Consider the following 19490-nt stretch of genomic DNA (forward strand, 5'->3'; position numbering starts at 1 on the left):
CCGGTCCCCCAGCGCGTCGCCGCGCTCCTGGCGCCCGCGGCACGCCCGGCCCCGGCCAGGCGCTGGACCGCGCTGCTCCTCGCCGTCTGCGCACTCCTGTCGGCGGGCGCCGCGACGACCGATGTGCTCACCTTCCACCACGACGTCGAAGTCGCCCAAGGCGAGGCGAGCCCCTGACCGACCGGCCGTGGATACCCTCGAACCCGGGTCCATGCCGATGACAGCACACGCTGGGGCCGGGCCGGTCGCCGGAGGCTCCGCGGACGAGAGCGGAAGCCGTCACGGAAGGTAGCCCGCACCATGCGTCTGAACGCAGCCTCCTCCCTTCTGCCGGTCAACACCACGCTGGCCGTGCTGCTCGTCGTCCTCCTGCTGGCCGCGATCGCGGCCGTTGCCCTCTTCCATCTGTCGCCGGACGTGCACACCCACCGGGCCCGGCAGGTGCTGCTGGCCGGTGTGCGTGCCGCGCTCCAGTTGGCCGCCGTCTCCACGGTCATCACGAAGGTGGTGGGCTCGACCCTCGCGACGCTGGCCTTCCTGGTCCTGATGCTGGGCGTGGCGGTGTGGACCGCCGGGCGGCGGCTGACACCGGACCGGTCGTGGTGGCTGGCACTGTGGCCCATCGCGCTGAGCGTGCTGCCGGTCGTGAGCCTGCTGCTGCTGACCGGGCTGGTGCCGCTGAAGGGCATCGTGCTGATTCCGGTGACCGGGATCTTCATCGGCGGGGCGCTGACCGCGACCGTGCTGTCGGGGCGGCGGGCGCTGGACGAACTCGGCCTGCGGCACGGTGAGTTCGAGGCGGGCCTGGCCCTGGGGCTGTCGGACCGGGACGCACGGATGGAGATCGCCCGCCCGGCCGCCTCGGATGCGTTGCTGCCCGGTCTCGACCAGACGCGCACCGTTGGACTGGTGACCCTCCCGGGCGCCTTTGTCGGCATGCTGCTGGGCGGCGCCAGCCCCACCGCCGCGGGAGCGGTCCAACTGTTCGTCCTCGTCGCCCTGATGGCGATCCAGGCGGTGGCCGTCGCCTGCACCGTCGAACTCGTCGCCCGCGGCCACCTCCACCGCCCCAAGGACCGTCGCAGGTGACGGACATGCCCCCGCGGACCCGAAGAGCAGACCGCCCCCGCCTGGACGTCCGGGACGACGAGGGCCGACTACACCTCCTCGGCGGCGAACAGCTCGAGGCGCCCGCACTCGGGGCAGCGGAACGCCACAATCTGCCGCCGGGGACGGCCCGTCCGCTTGGCACCCCCGAAGAAGACCGACGTTGCCGCAATGGGTGCACGTGCAGTTGTTCATGCCGCGGGTGTAGGTAACGGCGCGACCAGGCCAAACCCCTGACTGTCGACTCCCGCCTCCGGCCGCCACCGCTCCCCGCCCCGATCGCGTCCTGCGTCCGACCGGCTCGGCAAGCGCGCCCCAGCCGCTGATCCTCGCGGTGCCGGTCGCGCGATTCGTTACCGTGTACGCGTTCACACCTCTGCCACGGACTGCTCGAAAGGTTGCCAATCGGCTTGAAGGGCGATAAAAGCACCATAGCCGCGAGCCGCGAGCCGCGAGCCGCGAGCCGCTGACCGGTTGGGGTCGCCGGTTTGTCGGAGGCGGCCGACTTGTTCGGTAGCCAACCGCTTCGCGTTCCCGTGGGGCATGACGCCCACCGTTGGAGCACCTTCCGGGGACAGCGCACCCTGGTCGTCGCCGCCCGTACGGTCACCTCGACCGTGCGCGCCCTCGAAACGCTCCCATCGCTCGTGCGCGATGACAGCCGTGTGACCGTCGTCTTCGCCTACGACCCCACGTCCGCCTTCAACGCCGGCGTCCTCGACCTCCTCCGTGACACCGGGTGCCGGGTCATGCCCTGGGAGCAGCTCGGGCACACCACGCCTGACCTCATCCTCTCCGCCAGCGAGAACATCGACGTACCGGAAGGCGACTGCCCGGTACTCGTGCTGCCGCACGGCGTCGGATTCCAGAAGCTCGTGCCGGACTCACGGAGTCCGCACGACAGGCTCTCAGGGGTCGTGAAGGACTCGCTGTTGGAGACGGGTCGTGCCTGGCTGGCGGTGTCGCATCCGGCGCAGGAGGAGCAGTTGCTCGCCGCCCACCCGAAGGCGGCCGGGCGCACGCTGCTGGTCGGCGACCCATGCTTCGACGAGCTGGTCGGCAGCCGGCCGCACAGGGAGACATACCGGGAGGCGATGGGTGTCGCGGAGCACCAGCGTCTCGTCATGGTCAGCTCCACCTGGGGCCCCACCTCGCTGCTGGCGAGTCACCCGGAGCTTCTGCCGCGTCTGCTCGCGCAGCTCCCTTGCGACGAATACCGGGTCGGCGCGATCGTCCACCCCAATGTCTGGTCGGCACACGGAGCGTGGCAGATGCGTACGCTGCAAGCCGCCGCCCTGGACGCGGGACTGCTGCTGATGCCGACCGTCCACGCGTGGCGGCCCGGGCTCGTCGCGGCGGACGTCCTCATCGGAGACCACGGTTCGGTGACGCTGTACGGAGCGTCGGCCGGAACGCCGCTGCTGTTGGCCGCGTTCGGCCGCGACGCGGTGCCCGGAACGGCTGTCCACCACTTGGCAGCCGTCGCGCCCCGGCTCAACGCGCACCAGGATCTGCGCCGACAGGTGGAGGACGTCGCTCGCGAGCACACGCCGCGGCGTTACGCGGCGGTCGCCGAGCATGCCTTCGCCGAATCCGGCCACGCTCTCGCCCGGCTCCGGACCGCTGTCTACCACCTGCTGAAGCTCTCGGAGCCGCCTTCACCGCCACCGTCCCCGCTCGCGCTTCCCGTTCCGGATCCGCCCGCCTCGCCGGTCACTTCATGGCAGGTGTCCACCGGCGTCACCGGGGACGGTGAAGAGCCGACCGTCACCGTGTGCCGCTTTCCGGCAGCCGTCTCGGCGCACGACGCGGCCGTGCCCCGGTCCCCCGTCTCCTTCACCCACCTGGCATGCACCGACGACGAGCGCGACCGCCGGCTGGCCGAAAGCGCCTCCGTACTCATCCTTCTCCGCCCCGCGTCCACCGCGGTCGGGGCCCTGCGCTGGATCGAGGACACCCTCACCCGGCTGCCCGGATGCCTTCTCGCGGCATCGGGCGTGCGCGGGAACGGCTGTCTGGTCGGGCTCAGGGACGGCCGGACCGTGGAGGTGACGGCCACGGGTCCGGCGCTGGATCCGGGCCTGCCCGCCGCGGTCGTCTACGCGTGTCTGCGTGCCGGGCTTCGGTTGAACGGCACACTGGTGACGCTGCGGATCGGTGACCTGCGGGACGAGGACGTCATCCTGCGCCTGCGTCCCGCCCGGCCGACCGGATAGCCGCTCTCGAGTGGCCGCTCCGAAGCGGAGCGCTCCACGCATTCCCATGCCGGTGTCAGTGGTCGAGATCCGCCAACCGCCCGCGCAGCCTCTCCGCCCGGAGGTTGCCGGTTGTCTCGTGGATCTCGACGGCACGCCGCAGATTCTCGCGCACCAGTTCCTCGTGCCCTCCCGCGCGCTCCGCCACGTCGGCGAGGTGTTCCCGGGCCTCCGCCTCGTAGTGTGTCGCGCCCACCTCCTCGCCCAGCACCCTGATGGCTTCGCGCAGTTCACCGATCGCTTCCTCGGTCTCACCGAGGTGGTCGTGTACGACGCCGATGGCCGCGCTCGCCCGCGCCGCCATCCGCCGGTCGGGCTCCTCCCGGGCCGTGAACTTCTGCCGGGCCCGGCGCAGGGTGGCCATGGCCTCCAGGTGATCGCCCCGGGCGTCCTGCGCGCACCCGAGGAAGAAGGCGGCGATCGCCGCACCGCGGGTTTCTCCGGCACGCTCGTTGAGTTCGAGGGAGAGCTGGTACGTCTCGACGGATCGGGACGGCTCGTGGAGATCCCGGTACCGCCCGAGGAACTCCAGCGCGGAGGCGCGTACGACGAGGTCGCCGGCCGCCTCGGCGAGGGCGGCGGCCCGCTCCAGTTCCGCTCCCGCCCGATCGTGCTCACCGAGATCGAGCAACGGGCGCGACAGCAGGCTGCGCAATCGTGCCTCGGCCGCCGTGGCCAGCTCGATCTCCTGTGCCGTACTCGCCGCTGCCGCTGCCGCCGCTGCCGCCTCCACACCCAGCTCCAGTGACTCCTTCCAGGCCCCGAGGTAGCGGCGGTGCAGGAACAGCGCCGTGAACGCCTCCGCCAGCGGCCAGGCCAAGGTGTGCAGCCGGTGCCCGACAGCCGTGCGCAGTACCGCCAGGATGGCGGGACGCTCGGTGTCCATCCACTCCAGCGGGGACGGCCCGTCGGCGACGGCGAACGGGTTGTCGGCGTCCTGGAGCAGCGCGGACAGTCCGGCCACCCGCAACCGGTCCGCGCGCACCGCCCGGTCGGCGAAGGCGGTGAGGACGAGATAGTGCGTGCCCACCCGCTCGGTGAGCGCCGCGTGCTCGCTCTCCGGCTCCTCCTCCGCCGCGCGCTCTCGTGCGTGCAGACGGACCAGATCGTGCATGCGGTAGCGGCCGTCACCCATGAGGTCGACGAGGCTCGCCTTCGCCAGGACACCCAGCAGCCGCTTCGCGCTCCTGGTGTCGACATCCGCGGCGACCGCGGCCACACCGGCGTCGAAGGTACCGGTCGGAAGCCACCCGAGCAGCCGGTACAGCCGGGCCGCGTCGGGCGCCAGCAGCCGGTAGGAGGGCCCCAGAACAGCGGACACCGAGAACTCCTCTCCCTCCAGCGCCATCCCCGCAAGCCTTACGGCCTCATCGTCCAGTTCGGCCACCAGTTCGGTCATGGTGAGGCTGTCATCGGCCAGCAGCCGGGCCGCTACGATCTGAAGGGCCACCGGCAGACCGTCGCACAGCGCCACCAGACGCTTCGCGGCCTCCGCTTCGGCCTCGACCGCCCCCGCGCCGCACCTGTCCTTCAGCAGTTCCAGCCCGCCATGCGCGTCCAGGGGTTTGACGGAGATCAACCGGGCCCCGTTCATGGCCAGCTCACCGAGCCTGCCCCGGCTCGTCACCAGAACCGCGCTGCCCGCCCCCTTGGGGATCAGGGCACGGACCTGTGCGGGCTGGTTCACGTCGTCAAGGACGAGCAGGATACGCAGATTGGCCGAGCGTGATCGGAACAGGTTGGTCCGCTCCGCCAGCGAACTCGGAATGCCCTCGCCGCTCCCCGGCAGCGACCGCAGACACATGGCAAGAGCCTCCGAGACATCCGCACCAGGGGAGGTCACCGCCGCGGGCTGATCACGCAAGGCGGCGAAATCCACGTAGAGCTGCCCGTCCGGAAAGCGCTCCCGGGAGATGTCCGCCCACCGCCACGCCATGGTCGTCTTGCCCACCCCGGGCAGTCCATCCAGCACGCCGACACCAACGGATCCGTTGCCACCGGCCGTCGTCCCGAGAGCCTCGTCCAGGCAGGCGAGTTCGGCCGTCCTGTTGCTGAAGGGCACTGTCACGGCAGGGACCTGATCGGGCCTGCCCAGCTCGGCCGTTGGCGCCGACTGGACATTGAAGGTGATGCCGCCATGAATGTGCGACCCCTGAAAGGCCGGACCATGGTTCACCCCTCCGCTGACCAGAGTGACGAAAGTACGTGACGCGTCAGGAGCGAGATCGGACAGCAGCTCCGCCAATTCTTCGGCGGCAGCGGGATCCTCCTGGAAAATGTCTTCCAGCCGCTGTCGTAAGCGAGCCTGGATGTCGGCTTGGGCCCCCGCGTCGCCCGCCGCCCGGGCACGACTCATCTCCGCGCCGGCCGAGCGCAGTTCATCCTCGGCCGCCTGCCCTGAAGCGCGTCGTCCAAAGAAACGGGTCAGCCCGCCCTTCGCCCGCTCCCACGACTCCGAGACCATCAGCCCGACCAGCGTCGTCGCCCCTGACGCGGCGAGCGCCGCCAACTCCGCTTCCACGCAGCCCCCTTCGCTTTCCGGCCCCACAGGGCGGTCGGACCCACCGTAGAGAGATCTTGGGCAGTTGGACAGCCGGCTCGCTGCGTACCCCACACACACGGTCACATCCTACGAATGAGGTTTTCGGCGCCCACGGCGTCGGTCGGTTCGTCGTCCGTGGTCATCTGCCTACGTGCGAAGGTCATCACCAATCTGCTCGATCAGGTGCGCGAGGAAGGCCCGCACCCCCGCGGGCAACGCGCGCCGCGCCATCGACTGGATCTGCATGCTCCGGCGGCTCAGCTCCGGGTTGCGGATGGGCACGATCGCCAGGCGGTCGGCACCGCGCCGCCGTCGCACCGTCAGCGGACCGACCGGGGTGACCCCACCGCGCAGCCGCGCGAAACTCTGTAGCGCACAACATCGCCGTGATGCTGTTCGGTGGCACAACGCCGCTGGTGATCGTCTGGCTCACCGGGAGTACGTCGAGCTCGCGGACCTGCTGGAGTACCCGCTCGCGCTGATGGACGAGGGGACCAAGATCCGGCAGCAACGACTTCGACCGCTACCCGCTGCTGTTCGGCCCGTCGCCGGTGCACCGCCCGGAGCGGCTGACCAAGCACCTGGGCGGCGCGGAGATCTGGGCCAAGCGCGAGGACTGCAACTCCGGCATCACCTACGGCGGCAACAAGACGCGCAAGCTGGAGTACCTCGTGGCCGATGCCCTGGCGCAGGGCTGCGACACGCTCGTGTCGATCGGCGGTGTGCAGTCCAACCACACGGGCCAGGTCGCGGCGGTCGCGGCCCGGGCGGGGCTCAAGTGCGTGCTGATCCAGGAAAGCTGGGTCGACTGGCCGGACGCGGTGTACGACAAGGTCGGCAACATCCTGCTGTCCCGGCTCGCCGGAGCGGACGTGCGGCTGGTGAGGGCCGGGTTCGGCATCGGGTTCAAGGAGAGCTGGGAGCAGGCCAGCTCGGAGATCGAGGCGGCGGGCGGCAAGCCCTACGCGATCCCCGCCGGCGCCTCGGACCACCGGCTCGGCGGGCTGGGCTTCGCGAACTGGGCGTACGAGGTGGCGGAGCAGGAACAGCGGCTCGGGGTCTTCTTCGACACCATCGTGGTGTGCTCGGTCACCGGCAGCACCCAGGCCGGCATGATCGCCGGATTCGCCCCGCTGGGCGGACGGCCGCGGCGGATCCTCGGCATCGACGCCTCGGCCAAGCCGAAGGAGACCTGGGACCAGGTGGCGCGGATCGCGCGCGGGACCGCGTCGCTCATCGGCCTAGACCGGGAGCTCGCCCACGACGAGATCCTGCTCGACGAGCGCTACCACGCGGGCACCTACGGCATCCCGGACGACTCCACCATGGACGCGATGCGGCTGGCCGCGCGGACCGAGGGCATGGTCACCGACCCGGTGTACGAGGGCAAGTCCATGGCGGGCCTCATCGACCTCGTCACCCGAGGCGAGATCGCCAAGGACGCCAAGGTCCTCTACGCCCACCTCGGCGGGCAGCCGGCTCTGAACGGCTACAGCGCACTGTTCGGGTAGACCGTCGCCCCCGCTCCGGCCCCAAGTCGCTCTGGCAGCCAGGGCGCTGCCGACGGCCCAGGCCGCGAGCGTCGACTGCGACGGCCTCGGCCCGTTTCCACCACAGCACCGGGAATCCGCCGCCCGGTCTCGCGACCATGGCTCCCCGCCGCGGCGGGGAGCCGGGCCGGCACGGACTCTCCCGCGTCGGCCGCAGCCGCCAGGTCGCCTACGACCTGCGGCAACGCATTTCTGAACGGCACGGCCCACCGGGCCTCGGTGAGGTGACACCTACCGCGTGGATCGCCGTCCGCGCGCTGGGGCGTGCGGTTGCCTTACGGCGTGTAAACGGCGTCGCTGCCGTACAGCTCCCTGGTGAACGCGGAGACATCGGCACTGCGATTGGCGCCGTCGAGGTTGTACGTCAGATAGACGCCGTAGCCCTCGCTGACGGTGCGGCGGGCGAGGCTCGCGGCCGTGCTCTGGGAGGTCCGGCCGATCTCGACAGCCGCCGGGGACAGCTTCGACTTGGGCAGTGCCAGGCCGGGAACCTGCCAGGAGCCGTAGTACGGGTTCCAGGCGTAGTCGAACTTGGACGAGATGTCGACGCCGCCGTAGGACAGGCGGGAGGCGGCCGGGCCGATGTTGTAGAGGCTGATGATCTTGTTCGGCATGTTCGCGCGCAGCGCCGTCACCAGGTGCACGAACGAGCTGTCGTTGGGCTGGCCGGTGCCGTTGTTGCCGTAGTCGGCGTACTCGTCGTCGAAGTCGATGCCGTCGAGGCCGTACTTGGCCACGGTGTCCGACAGTGATTTCGCGAACGCCGAAGCCGCCTGCTGGGAGGGGAAGTTGGCGAAGCCCGCGCCCTCATGGTTGCCGAGCACCGAGAGGACGACCTTGATCCCCTTCTGCTGCAAGGGGCGGATCTCCGTGGCGGCGTTGTCGAGGACGCGCTGCACGTTCTCGTTGAAGTGCAGATACGCCGCCTTCGTCCCCGTGTCGTAGTTGATGTTCGCCGCGAAGATCACGGCGACGTCGAAGACATTGCCGCCGCCGCCCGCGAGGGTGTACTTGCCGACGTTCCGCATGCTGTTGTTGTTCACCTCGACGTACGCCACCGAGGTCGGCCCCTGTTTCGCGGGAGCGGGAGCGGGGGCCGCTGCCGTGCCGGTCGCGGCCGTCGCGGCGGTCCCGCCGAAGGCTAAGGCCGCGACCGCCGTGAGCGCGAACGCGGCCGTTCTTACTCTGCTCCGTACCAGACTGAACATCGTTGACCGGTCTCCCCTCGCATGGGTCGGTGTCCGACCCTGACTGAAGGTGTCTTCCGCTGTTTGCGGAACACCCATGCCGTTCCATGGAGTTATCGATTCCGAATCATTGAAATGCTACTTCAGTGGAGTCAAACTTCCCCCACTCTCACGGGAGTTCGCATGCGCCCTATCCGCGCACGCAGACCACTGACGTCTCTTCTCACCGCGATGGCGGCGGTCTGTCTCGCCGTCACCGCGGCCCCCGCCGCGCAGGCTGTTCCGACCGGGGCGGAGGCGGCCGGAAAGTACATCGCGCTCGGCGACTCGTACGCCGTCGCGCCCGGCACCCGCACCTATGACGACCCGAATGACGCCTGCCGGCGCGGGCCGCTGTCCTACCCCCGGCTGTGGGCGGCGCAGCACACCTCGTACTCCTTCGTGGAGGCGTCCTGCTCCGGGGCGACCGCCGCCGAGGTCAAGAGCCGGCAGGTGCCCCGGCTCGGCGCGGACGCCACGCTGGTGACGGTGCAGGCCGGCGGGAACGACGTGGGCTTCGTCAGCGTTCTCCAGAACTGCATCCTCACCCTGGACGACAAGGACTGCGTCGCCGGGGTGGATGCCGCGAAGGCGGCGGCGACCGGTGTTCTGCCGGGCACGCTGTCCGGCACCTACGCGGCCATCAGGGGGGCCGCGCCGAGCGCCAAGGTGATCGTGGTGGGGTATCCCCGGCTGTACAAGATCGGCGGCAACTGCGGCATCTTCGGGCTGAGCGACACCGAGCGCGGCGCGCTGAACTCGGCGGCCGACGTCCTCAACTCCGTCCTCGCGCAGCAGGCCGCGAACGCGGGCTTCACCTTCCTCGACCCGCGGCCGGCCTTCGACCCGCACACCATCTGCTCGGGGAACACCACCTGGGTGACGAGCCTGGAGTGGGACAAGCTGAACGAGTCGTACCACCCGAACCAGGCCGGGCACCGTGACGGCTATCTGCCCGCCCTGAACGCCATCACCGGCTGACGGCGGCAGAACCGACGAGACGGTGGCCGGATCCGACGGATCCGGCCACCGTTCGCATACGGCCCCGGGCCCCCTCGTCGCTCAAGGGGGCCCGGGGCGCTCGTTCACAGCGCCAGACGCGCGTCCGGGCCCGGGGGCCGGTCGTCCACGGCGGGCACGAGCATCTGGGAGGCGGCGAGTTCACGGTAGAGGGTGTCGGCGCCGACCAGGTCGCCGTGGGAGCCCGCGGCGCGAATCCCGCCGTCCTCCAGGACGATGATCTGCTCCGCGTCGGTGACCGTGGACAGGCGGTGGGCGATCAGGATGACGGTGCAGCGGCGCGCGGCTTGGTCCACCGCTTCCCGCAGGGCCTGTTCGTTGCTGGCGTCGAGTTGGGCGGTGGCCTCGTCGAGCAGCAGTACCTCGGGCCTGCGCAGCAGGGCACGCGCGATGGCCAGGCGCTGGCGCTCCCCGCCGGAGAGGGTGACGCCGCGGTTGCCGACCTCGGTGTCCAGGCCGTCGGGCAGCCTGGCGATCAGCGAGTCGAGCCGGGTCAGGCGCAGTACCTCGGCGATGTCCTCCTCGCCCGCGCCGGTCGCGGCGTAGCGGAGGTTGTCGCCGAGGGTGCCCGCCATGACCGGGGACTCCTGCTCGACGTAGGCGATGCGGCGGCGGACCTCGGCGCGGGACATACGGGCGATGTCCTGGCCGCCGATCCGGATGGCGCCCGCCCGCGGTTCGTAGAAGCGCTGGAGCAGCGCGAACATCGTGGTCTTGCCGGCGCCGGAGAGGCCGACCAGGGCGGTGCGGGTGGCGCCGGGCACGGTGAAGCTGATGCCGCGCAGGGCCGGGCCGCGCCCCGGGTAGGCGAAGTGGACGCCGTCGAACTCGACCGGTGGCGCCGGTGTCGACCGCGCGGTGTGCGGGGCCGGAGCCACCCGCTCGGTGAGGTCCACGTCGTCCACGTCGTCCGTGTCGGCCATGTCGTCCACGTCGGCCACGTCGTCCACGTCGTCCTCGGCCGGCAGATGCCTGACCTGCTCGATGCGGACGATGGCGCCGAGGCCCTGCTGGAGCATGCCGAGGCCGCCGAGGAGCGAGGCGATCGGGCTGGCCAGGTAGAAGACATAGAGCAGGAAGGCGATGAGCTGGGAGGCGTCGAGGTCCCCGGAGGCCACCAGGGCGCCGCCGACGCCGAGCACCGCCAGGAAGGCCGCCTGGATGGCGACACCCGAGAGGACCTGGACCAGGGCGACATATTTGGCGCCGGTCAGACCCGCCTGGTACGCCTCCTCGACGGCGGCCTCGGCACGCGCGGTCTCCCGGGATTCGGCGCCGTTGGCCTTGACGGTGCGGGCGGCGCCGAGTGAGCGGTCCAGGGCGGCACCGATGGCGCCGACGGAGCTCTGGGCGCGGGCGACGGCCTCGCGGATGCGGGGCAGGATCAGTCCGAGGAGGGCACCGGTGCCGAGCAGGACCGCGAGGGTGACGCCGAGCAGGCCGAGGTGGACCGTGCCCATCAGGACGATGGCGCCGACGACGGTGAGCAGCCCGTTGGTGATCATGACCAGGCCCTGGGTGGCGGCGTTCTGCACCAGGGCGCTGTCGGAGGTGACCCGGGCGACCAGATCGCCGGGTGGGCGGCGGTCCAGCTCGGGGATCTTCAGACGGATGAGGCGGAAGACCAGGTCGCGGCGGATGGAGCGGACGACCTGCTCCGAGGTGCGCTGCTGCCACCAGGACTGGAGTCCGGTCAGGACGGCGCCCCCCACCACCAGGACGCCGAGCAGGACCAGCGCCCCGGTGACCGCCGTGTCGTCGGCCAGGGCGTCCAGGACCGACCGCGCCACCAGCGGCTGGACGAGCCCGCAGCCGCTGGCGGCCAGGGCGAGCAGAAGCGAGCCGAGGAGGACGAGCCGGTACGGGCGGGCCTGCTGGAGCAGGGCCCGCAGTGGGCGGATGCCGGGGGCGGGCGGCTCGTCGGGCGCGGGGCTCGGCGCCTCCCGCGGAGGCATCGGGTGGGCTGTGGTCATGGGGTGCTCCGGGATGGGGGATGCGTTCAGCGGCCCGCGGCTGCCGCCGGGTGCGCCGTGACGAGCTGTTCGAGGTGGTCGGCCGCGGCCTGCCGGCCGCCCGCGACACGCAACGACCTGCCGATGGCCGCCGCCGCGGTGCGGTGCCCGCCGGTGTCGTCCAGGACCGTGCGCAGCGCCTCGGCGAGCTTCGGGGCGTCCACCCGTCCGAAGCGCACCCGGATACCGGCGCCCGCCTCGGCCACCTGGCGTGCCACGATCGGCTGGTCGTCCCGGATCGGGGCGACCACCAGCGGCAGCCCGTGCCAGAGGGCCTCGCAGACGGTGTTGTGGCCGCCGTGGCTGACCACCGCCCTGGCCCGGCCGAGGAGTTCGAGCTGGGGGACGTAGGGGCGCACCAGGATGCCGGGCGGCGGGTCGGTGAGCTGGCCGCCGGGGTCCGCGACGACGCCCTGCACCCGGTCGGCGAGCAGTTCCAGCGCCCCGGCGGCCTCGTGGAGGAAGCGTGCGCCGGCGTCGGTGTTGGCGGTACCGAGCGAGACGAAGACCAGCTCGCGGGAGGGGTCGAGGGCGTCCCAGGGGAAGTCCGGGTCCCCGGGCCGGTCGGCGATGGCCGGGCCGACCAGGTGGACCCGCTCCCAGGGCAGGGCGGCCGCGTCGCCGAGGAGTTCCCGGCCGGTGAAGGCGAGGACGCCGTACGGGGAGAAGCGCGGGTCGTGGGTGGCGGCCGGGTCGCCGATCGCCTCCCGCAGCGCGTCCAGCCGGCCGGTCAGCCAGGCGGCCACCTTGGGCAGATCGGCCAGCGGGTCGATGAGTTCGGCCGAGGTGCTGGCCGAGGTGAGGTACGGGACACCGAGGCGTTCGCACACCAGGGCCCCGGCCACCGCGTGCTGGTCGGTGACGGCCGCGTCCGGGCGGAAGGCGTGCACCGCGCTCGCCACGGCGGGGGCCATCGCCTCGGCGAGCGGGATGAAGAAAGCCTCCCAGAGGAAACGGAAGGCGGCCGGTCCGGTCAGGGTCGGCGGGCGGAGAAGTTCGCCGGCTTCGGGGAGGGCGCACTCGTGGACGACGGCGGTGGGTCCGGCCGCGTCGCGGATGCGGTCGGCGTAACCGCACCACTCGACCTGGTGGCCGCGAGCGGTCAGCTCGGCCGCCACCGCGACAAGCGGGTTGATATGCCCGGTCAGCGGCGGTGCGACCAGGAGGAAGCGGCTCATCCGGCCGCTCCGGCCCAGGCGCCCGACCGGCGTGCGTGGTGCTCGCGCACCCAGTCCAGGACCAGGTCGCGGGTGCGGCCGGGCTGTTCGACCAGGACCGAGTGGCCCTGGTCCGGGAGGACCACGGTGCGGCACTGTGCGACCTTGGCCTCCAGCTCCGGCACCTGGGCGCTGAGCCCGGAGTCGGCGCCGAAGACGGCGAGCAGCGGGCAGCGCAGCGCGGACAGGTCGTCGTCGATGAGCCTCCCGGCCGGGACGTCCTCGGCCAGTGTGGTGGTCTCCAGGATGCGCGCGGCCGTGCGGGAGAGCCGGGCGGTGTGCGCCCCGTAGCGCTCCTTGATCCACTCAATGGCCTGGTCGTGGACCAGGTCACGGCGGGCGTGCGCCAGGCCGTCCGCGATATGGGTGGCCCAGGTGGCCACCGGCGGCTCGGACTCGATCATGGTGAGGGTGGCGGTGCGGTCCGGGTGCCAGGCGGCGAACCCCGCGGCGACGGTGCCGCCGAAGGAGTTGCCGACCAGATGCACCGGGCGGTGCTCGCCCAAGGCGTCCAGGAGCAGTGCCAGGTCCTCGACGAAGTGCTCCAGCCGGTAGCCGGTGCGCGGCCGGTCGGTGCGGCCGTGCCCGCGCAGGTCGTACATCACGGTGTCCATGCCCGCCGCGGACAGCGCCGGGCCGAGGGTGAAGTAGTAGCTGGCGAGCGAGTCCGTGAGCAGACCGTGCACCAGGACGACCACCGGGGGCTCGCCCTCGCCGGCCGCGCCCGCGCGCAGCTCCTGCACATGGGTGGTGATGTCGCCGGTGGGTGTCTTCGCCATCCGGTCAGTTCTCCTCGGTGGCGCGGAGCGAGGCGGTGACGTAGTCGGCGAGCCGGCCCACGGTCAGCGCGATGATCTCGTCGAGTTCCAGGTCGGCGATGAACAGGGCGAGGTTGACGCGCTCGCCGTACTGCTCGCGCAGCAGGCCGGCGAGGGTGACCAGGTCGATGCTCTCCAGCTCCAGATCGTCGTGGAACAGCGTCTCGCGGCTGATCTCGGCATCCTCCAGACCGGCGTCGGGCAGCTCGCGCAGCGTCGCGGCGATCTGTGCGAGGACGGTGTCCTCATCGATGCTGAGGGCCGTGGGGGTGGCCGCCTCACTGGTCATGCTGGCTCTCCTGACTGACTGGCTCGGCGCCGCCCGCGGTCCAGGCGACGACATAGTTCCGTTCGGGCAGCCCCGCGGGGGCCGCCACCTGATCGCAGCGCACTTCCCAGGCGCGGCCCGCGTGTTCCACCCGCAGCAGGTCGGAACGGGCGGCGGTGACCCGGTACTCCTGGGGTCGTCCGCGCAGCCCCGTACCGCGCTCCTTCGCGACGGCTTCCTTCGCCGCCCAGAACCGGGTGAACCACAGGTCTTCGCTCTCGTCGCCCGCGGCGACGGTACGGGCGAGGAGCGCGCGCTCCTCGGGGCCGCAGGCCGCCGCGACGGCGGCGGCGGGCCGGGCGGTGACCTCTTCGAGGTCGATACCGCAGGGTCCGCGGCGGGCCAGGGCGACCGCCGCCTCGGCGCTGTGCGCGAGGGAGACCGTCAGGCCCGGGCCGATGGCGCGGCCGTGCACACCGGTCACCACGGGCCGCCCGGCCGCGTCGTTGTGCAGGGCGATCTCGGCCGGGTAGATGTCGCCCGAGCCCTCCGCCCACAGCAGCCTGCGGACCGCGTCCTTGGCGGCGATCCGGCCGAGCAGATGGCGGCGCTTACGGGTCGGGGGCTGGCCGGCGTAGCGGTCGCGTTCGGCGCCGCCGAGCATATTGCGCATGATCAGGTCGCGGGTGGCGAGATCGGGCCAGCGCTCGTGGGCCAGGCTCCATCCCCCGGTGCGCTCCTCGGAGAGGGTGTTCCGGCCGGGGAAGCGGTCCATCAGCCGCATGCCGGGGTCGGTGTCGAAGCGCCGGTCGGTCCAGCCCGTGCACTCGGCCCAGACGCGGCCCGCGTGGACGAGCTGCATATCGGCGGTGAGGGTGGTGGGGGTGACCTCCCGGATACGGATATGGCAGTCCAGGGCCGTCCCGGCGGCCGGTTCGGGGCCGTGGAAGTCGATCCGGGCCATGCCGACCGGGAAGACCGTGGTGCGTTCGGTGAGCGTGGCCATGATCCAGTAGCCGAGGAGCTGGCCGACGTTGTCGAGGAGCGCGCCGGGTGGTCCGGGCGCGGTGAGGACGCCGCGCACATGCCGTTCGCCGATCGCGGTGAGTTCGGTGACGCCCTGGAAGGCGGGGCCGTGGAACATCCACCGCTCGGTGTAGAGCTGTTCGGCGGCCAGTTCGGGGACCCGTTCGCGGGCCGGGTCCACCGGCCATACGGCGGGCGGGGTCGCGGGTCCCGGGGCGAACCGGACCTCGGCGCCCGCGAAGCCGGTGAGCCCGACCTCGATCCGGTCCGGGGCCGAGCGGCGCACCGCGACGGGCACGTCACGGGCGGGCATGGCCTCGATCCACTTCTGGAGCCGCACGTTGTGCACGGCCACCACCCGTTGTCCGCTCCGGCCGGGCATCGCCTCTTCCGCGATCCGGACGAGGTGGTCGATGACGGTGGTCGCGGGCACGATGGGCCACCGGTCGGCCTCGTCGGGCCAGCCGGGCCGTTGCCGGAAGAAGCAGTGGTCGCGGAGGTACGGCATCCGGTCCACGTCGATCCGCAGGGCGGCGGGGACGGTCGCGAGGCCGTCGGTGCCACTGGAGCCGCTGGAGCAGTTCGGACCGCCGGAACCGTTCGGACCGCCGGAACCGTTCGGACCGCCGGAGCCGCTCGGACCGCCGGAACCGCTCGGGCCGACCGCCCGCGGTGCGACGGCACCGGATCGCGGGGTCGGCGGCCGGTGCCGCGCCGGGACACGGGGGCCGCGGCGCTGCCCCAGCGCGTCGAGGAGTTCCGCGGCGACGGCGTTGGTGTCGGTGAGCAGCGCGGAGAACTCGGCGGCCACCGGGTGGTGTGCACCGGCCCGGCCGGGCCGGTCGAGCGCGTCGGCGTGGGCCTCGGTCCGGGCGGCCGGGAGGGCCGGGCGCAAGGGCCGCGCGGTGGGGTGCGGTGTCGTGACGAGGAGACCGTGCCCGGCGGCGGGGAGGGAGACCAGGGCGCCGCCGAGGTCGAGCTTCATCCCGCTACGGCGTACCGGGCGGATGCTCGAACTCACCTGACCGGCAGGCGGGTTGAGCGGGGTGACGTCCGGGTCGGCGCCCTCGGTCCACAGCGCGGTCGTCACCCGGCGAAGCTGGGCGAGGCTGTCGCGGGAGGTGGAGTGCGCGGGAACCACCAGCCGATCGCGGCCCGCGAGGGTGTCGTCGATGAGGGAGCCGAGCTGGCCCGCGCCCAGGGTCAGAAAGGCCCGGAAGCCCGCCTCGTACATCCGCAGGACGAGTTCGCGGAAGCGGACCGGTTCGAGCAGATGGCGCACGAACAGCTCGCGGACCGCCTCCGGTTCGGCCGGGAAGGGCGCGGCGGCGGTCGCGGACCACAGGGCGGTGTGCGGCGGGTGCAGGGTGTACCGCTCGGCCGCCTCGCGGATCGGGTCCAGATAGGGGGCGAGCATCGGGGTGTGGAAGCCGGAGCGGAACGGCAGCACCTGCGCGATGACGCCCTGCGCGCGGAAGCCGTCCACCAGGTCGGCGACGGCCTCCTCCGGTCCGCAGATCATCGACTGGTTGGGGGCGTTGTCGTGGCTGAGGACCACGTCCTCGCGGCCGGCGAGCCGGTCCAGGACCCGGTCGGCGGCGGTGCCGAGGACGGCGAAGGCCAGGCCGGGCACCCGCAGCGCGTCCGGGTCGAAACCGGCCAGGAAGGCGTCCACCTCCTCGGCGGTGTGCACCCCGGCCGCCGCCATCGCGGTCCACTCCCCCACGCTGTGCCCGGCCACCGCGTCGGGCGCCACGTCCAGGCGGCGCAGCGCGGTGTCGAGCAGCCGGCCCAGTTGGAAGACGGCGGCGCCGTGCCGGCCCACGTCGCCGACCTCGGCCTCCTGGTCGTAGGACCAGTCCAGGCCGAGCCGGGCGGCGAGTTCGTCGACCTTCGGGGTGAACTCGGCTTCCAGGCCCGGGAAGACGAAGGCGGTGCGCCCACCGGCCGGGCCGAGCACCGGGCGCGGGGTGAACCACACATCGCCCCGCCCGCGCCAGGGCTCGCCCTTGCCGACCGCCCGGCGCGCCGTCTTCAGGCGGCGTGCCGTGGGGTCGACGATGCCGAGCCGCACCGGGCCCACGGCGGGCGAGCCCGTCTCGGGCAGGCTCGCGGCGAGCACCGCGCCGTCCTCGGCGTCGAGCAGGGCGGCCAGTTCCTCGGGGGTCCGGGCGGCCAGCCGCAGCACGCGCTCCGGTTCACCTACGGTCACCCGGGGGCGGCGGCCACGGACCGCGGCGGGCTGTTCGAGTATCACGTGCGCGTTGATGCCGCCGAAGCCGAAGGCGTTGACCGCGGCCCGGCGCGGGGCGCCGCCCGCGACCTCGTCCCAGGGGCGGGCGGTGGCGAGCGTGCTGAACCGGGTGGCTTCGAGGGCCGGGTTGGGGTCGTCGCAGTGCAGGGTGGGCGGCAGAGTCTCGTGGTGCAGGGCGAGCGCCGCCTTGATCAGACCGGCCACGCCGGCGGCCGGCATGGTGTGCCCGATCTGCGACTTCACCGAGCCGATGACGGCGCGCCCGGCGGTCGCGGGGCCGAACACCTCTGCCACCGTGCGGAGTTCGGCCGCGTCGCCCGCGGCCGTCGCGGTGCCGTGCGCCTCGAGAAGCTGGAGCGCGTCGGCGGCGCGCGGGTCGAGCCCGGCGGCCTCCCATGCCTGGCGGACGGCGCGGATCTGACCGCCCGGGTCGGGGTTGAACAGGCTCGCGGAGCGGCCGTCGCCGGCCACTCCGGTGCCGCGGATCACCGCGTAGACCCGGTCGCCGTCGCGCCGCGCGTCCGCCAGCCGCTTGAGGACGACCACGCCGGTGCCCTCGCCGATCAGGACGCCGTCCGCGTCCCGGTGCAGCGGGCGGCTGCGCTCGCTCGGGGACAGCGCGCCGAGCTGGGTGAAGACGCTCCACAGGGTGAGGTCGTGGCAGTGGTGCACCCCGCCCGCGAGCATCACGTCGCACCGCCGGGAGGTGAGTTCGCGTACCGCGTGGTCCACGGCGACCAGCGAGGAGGCGCAGGCGGCGTCCACGGTGTAGGCGGGTCCGCGCAGATCGAGCCGGTTGGCGACGCGGGAGGCGACCAGATTGGGCACCAGGCCGATCGCGGACTCCGGCTCCTCGGGTCCGAGCCGTTCGCAGAACCCGGCCCGCACCGCCTCCAGTTGGGCCTCGTCGAGTTGCGGGGCCAGCTCGCGCAGGGTGTGCACGAGCTGATTGGCAGTGCGCACCCGCTGGTCCAGCCGGACCAGGCCCGGCGTGAGATAGCCGCCGCGGCCGAGTACGATCCCGGCGCGTTCGCGGCGGGCGGGCAGCACGGACTCACCGCCCGCGTCCTGGAGAGAGCGGTACGCCACGTCGAGCGCGATGAGCTGGTCCGGGTCGGTGGCGGGCACCGACTTCGGCATGATCCCAAACCGTGTCGGGTCGAACTCGGCGCCGCTGTCGACGAATCCGCCGCGACGGCAGTAGAAGCGGTCGCTGCGTCGCCCGGCGGCCGGGTCGGTGGCCGCGGCCGGGTCGTAGAAGAGCGGGTCCCAGCGGTCGGCGGGCACCTCGGTGATCGCGTCCACGCCGGCGGTGATGTTGTGCCAGTAGGCGGCCAGATCGGGGGCACCGGGGAGGAAGACCTCCATGCCGACGACGGCGACCGGCTCACCCTGCGCCTCGGGCCCGCCGAGGGGTTCGGGGGTGGGCATCGTGGTCACCAGCCGGAGGCGGTGTAGACGACGGTGTGCTCGTCCGGGGCGCCGTAGGCGAGTTCGCGCAACAGGCTGAGCGGGCCTTCCTCCAGGTCGATCAGTTTGATGCCGCGGGCCGCGTAGGAGCGCATCAGCTCACGTCCGACCATGCCGCCGCCGGTCTCGGAGGCGGCCCAGGGGCCCCAGTGCACGGTCAGGCCGCGCCGCTCGGCACCGGACCAGCGGCGGCCCAGCTCCTCCAGGGCGTCGTTGGCGCCGGCGTAGTCGCTCTGGCCGCGGTTGCCGAGGGCGGCGGCGATGGAGCCGAAGAGGACGGCGAAGCGTGGGCTCACCGGCAGCCGGTCCACCGCGTCCAGGACGGTGGCGGCGCCATCGGCCTTGGTGGTGAAGACCCGGGCGAAGGACTCCGGGGTCTTCTCGGCGATCAGCTTGTCCTCGATGAGCCCGGCGGCGTAGACCAGTCCGTCGAGCCGTCCGTACTGGGCATACACCTCCTTGACCGCGGCGCCGACGGCCTCCGTGTCCATCACGTCCACCCGCTGGTACTCGACCTCGGCGCCCAGTTCCCGCAGGGCGGCCAGGGTGGCGCGTACCTCGCGCTCGGCGAGGATCGCCGAGACCCGGCGTTCGGTCTCGGCGGGGGTGGTGGTGAGCTTCGCGGCGAGCAGGGCGCCGCGCAGCGCGGCACGGTCGCTGGCACCGGCCGTGGCCGGGTCCTCGGCGGCCGCGGGTTCCGGGGTGCGGCCGAAGAGGACCAGGCG

General features: G+C 72.5%; 12 protein-coding genes and 1 pseudogene. 4 read left to right on the top strand and 9 right to left on the bottom strand.

Annotated features, from left to right (window positions below; all coding sequences use genetic code 11):
- The first annotated feature begins 300 nt into the window (after window positions 1-300).
- Together KN815_RS32045 and KN815_RS32050 are read left to right on the top strand one after the other, a co-directional pair.
- Window positions 301-1089 carry an ABC transporter permease gene (locus KN815_RS32045; protein WP_216345362.1) on the top strand — a complete coding sequence of 263 codons (789 nt, stop codon included), beginning with the start codon at window positions 301-303 and terminating at the stop codon, window positions 1087-1089.
- A 554-nt stretch (window positions 1090-1643) separates the two neighbouring features.
- Window positions 1644-3323, top strand: a complete 1680-nt coding sequence (locus KN815_RS32050; RefSeq protein WP_216345363.1) for a hypothetical protein — start codon at window positions 1644-1646, stop codon at window positions 3321-3323.
- A gap of 55 nt (window positions 3324-3378) precedes the next feature.
- On the opposite strand, the gene KN815_RS32055 is transcribed toward KN815_RS32050, so the two are convergent.
- Window positions 3379-5883, bottom strand: coding sequence for an NB-ARC domain-containing protein (locus tag KN815_RS32055; protein ID WP_253209365.1), 2505 nt, complete (start codon window positions 5881-5883; stop codon window positions 3379-3381).
- 168 nt (window positions 5884-6051) lie between these two features.
- Entirely contained in the window at window positions 6052-6186 is a 135-nt protein-coding gene (locus tag KN815_RS51690) for a hypothetical protein (protein ID WP_301184671.1), read from the bottom strand.
- Window positions 6187-6413: 227 nt separating this feature from the next.
- Between KN815_RS51690 and KN815_RS32060 the strand changes: the two are divergent.
- Window positions 6414-7415, top strand: a pseudogene (locus KN815_RS32060) (1-aminocyclopropane-1-carboxylate deaminase); the annotation flags it as partial.
- A 314-nt stretch (window positions 7416-7729) separates the two neighbouring features.
- Here KN815_RS32060 and KN815_RS32065 read toward each other — a convergent pair.
- Window positions 7730-8662 carry an endo-beta-N-acetylglucosaminidase H gene (locus KN815_RS32065; RefSeq protein ID WP_216345364.1) on the bottom strand — a complete coding sequence of 311 codons (933 nt, stop codon included), beginning with the start codon at window positions 8660-8662 and terminating at the stop codon, window positions 7730-7732.
- A gap of 162 nt (window positions 8663-8824) precedes the next feature.
- Between KN815_RS32065 and KN815_RS32070 the strand changes: the two genes are divergently transcribed.
- The gene (locus KN815_RS32070; protein ID WP_216345365.1) at window positions 8825-9661 is read left to right on the top strand and encodes an SGNH/GDSL hydrolase family protein; all 837 of its coding nucleotides are present in this window, start codon (window positions 8825-8827) and stop codon (window positions 9659-9661) included.
- 104 nt (window positions 9662-9765) lie between these two features.
- Here KN815_RS32070 and KN815_RS32075 read toward each other — a convergent pair whose 3' ends face one another.
- The 6 genes from KN815_RS32075 to KN815_RS32100 all read right to left on the bottom strand — a co-directional run.
- Entirely contained in the window at window positions 9766-11673 is a 1908-nt protein-coding gene (locus tag KN815_RS32075; protein WP_216345366.1) for an ABC transporter ATP-binding protein, read from the bottom strand.
- 26 nt (window positions 11674-11699) lie between these two features.
- Window positions 11700-12890 carry a glycosyltransferase gene (locus KN815_RS32080; RefSeq protein WP_216345367.1) on the bottom strand — a complete coding sequence of 397 codons (1191 nt, stop codon included), beginning with the start codon at window positions 12888-12890 and terminating at the stop codon, window positions 11700-11702.
- Window positions 12887-13708: an alpha/beta fold hydrolase gene (locus KN815_RS32085; protein WP_216345368.1), complete on the bottom strand. Its 822-nt coding sequence runs from the start codon at window positions 13706-13708 to the stop codon at window positions 12887-12889. Before KN815_RS32085 ends, KN815_RS32080 begins: the two co-directional genes overlap by 4 nt.
- Before the next feature lie 4 nt (window positions 13709-13712).
- On the bottom strand, window positions 13713-14036 hold the full coding sequence (locus KN815_RS32090; RefSeq protein ID WP_216345369.1) for an acyl carrier protein: 324 nt from the start codon (window positions 14034-14036) through the stop codon (window positions 13713-13715).
- Window positions 14026-18726 (bottom strand): type I polyketide synthase, encoded by a 4701-nt coding sequence (locus tag KN815_RS32095; RefSeq protein ID WP_216345373.1) that lies wholly within the window; start codon window positions 18724-18726, stop codon window positions 14026-14028. Before KN815_RS32095 ends, KN815_RS32090 begins: the two co-directional genes overlap by 11 nt.
- A 5-nt stretch (window positions 18727-18731) precedes the next feature.
- The coding region (locus KN815_RS32100; protein ID WP_216345370.1) for an SDR family oxidoreductase at window positions 18732-19490 on the bottom strand (759 nt) is incomplete at its 5' end.

Source organism: Streptomyces niphimycinicus, from assembly GCF_018883605.1.
GTDB lineage: Bacteria > Actinomycetota > Actinomycetes > Streptomycetales > Streptomycetaceae > Streptomyces > Streptomyces niphimycinicus.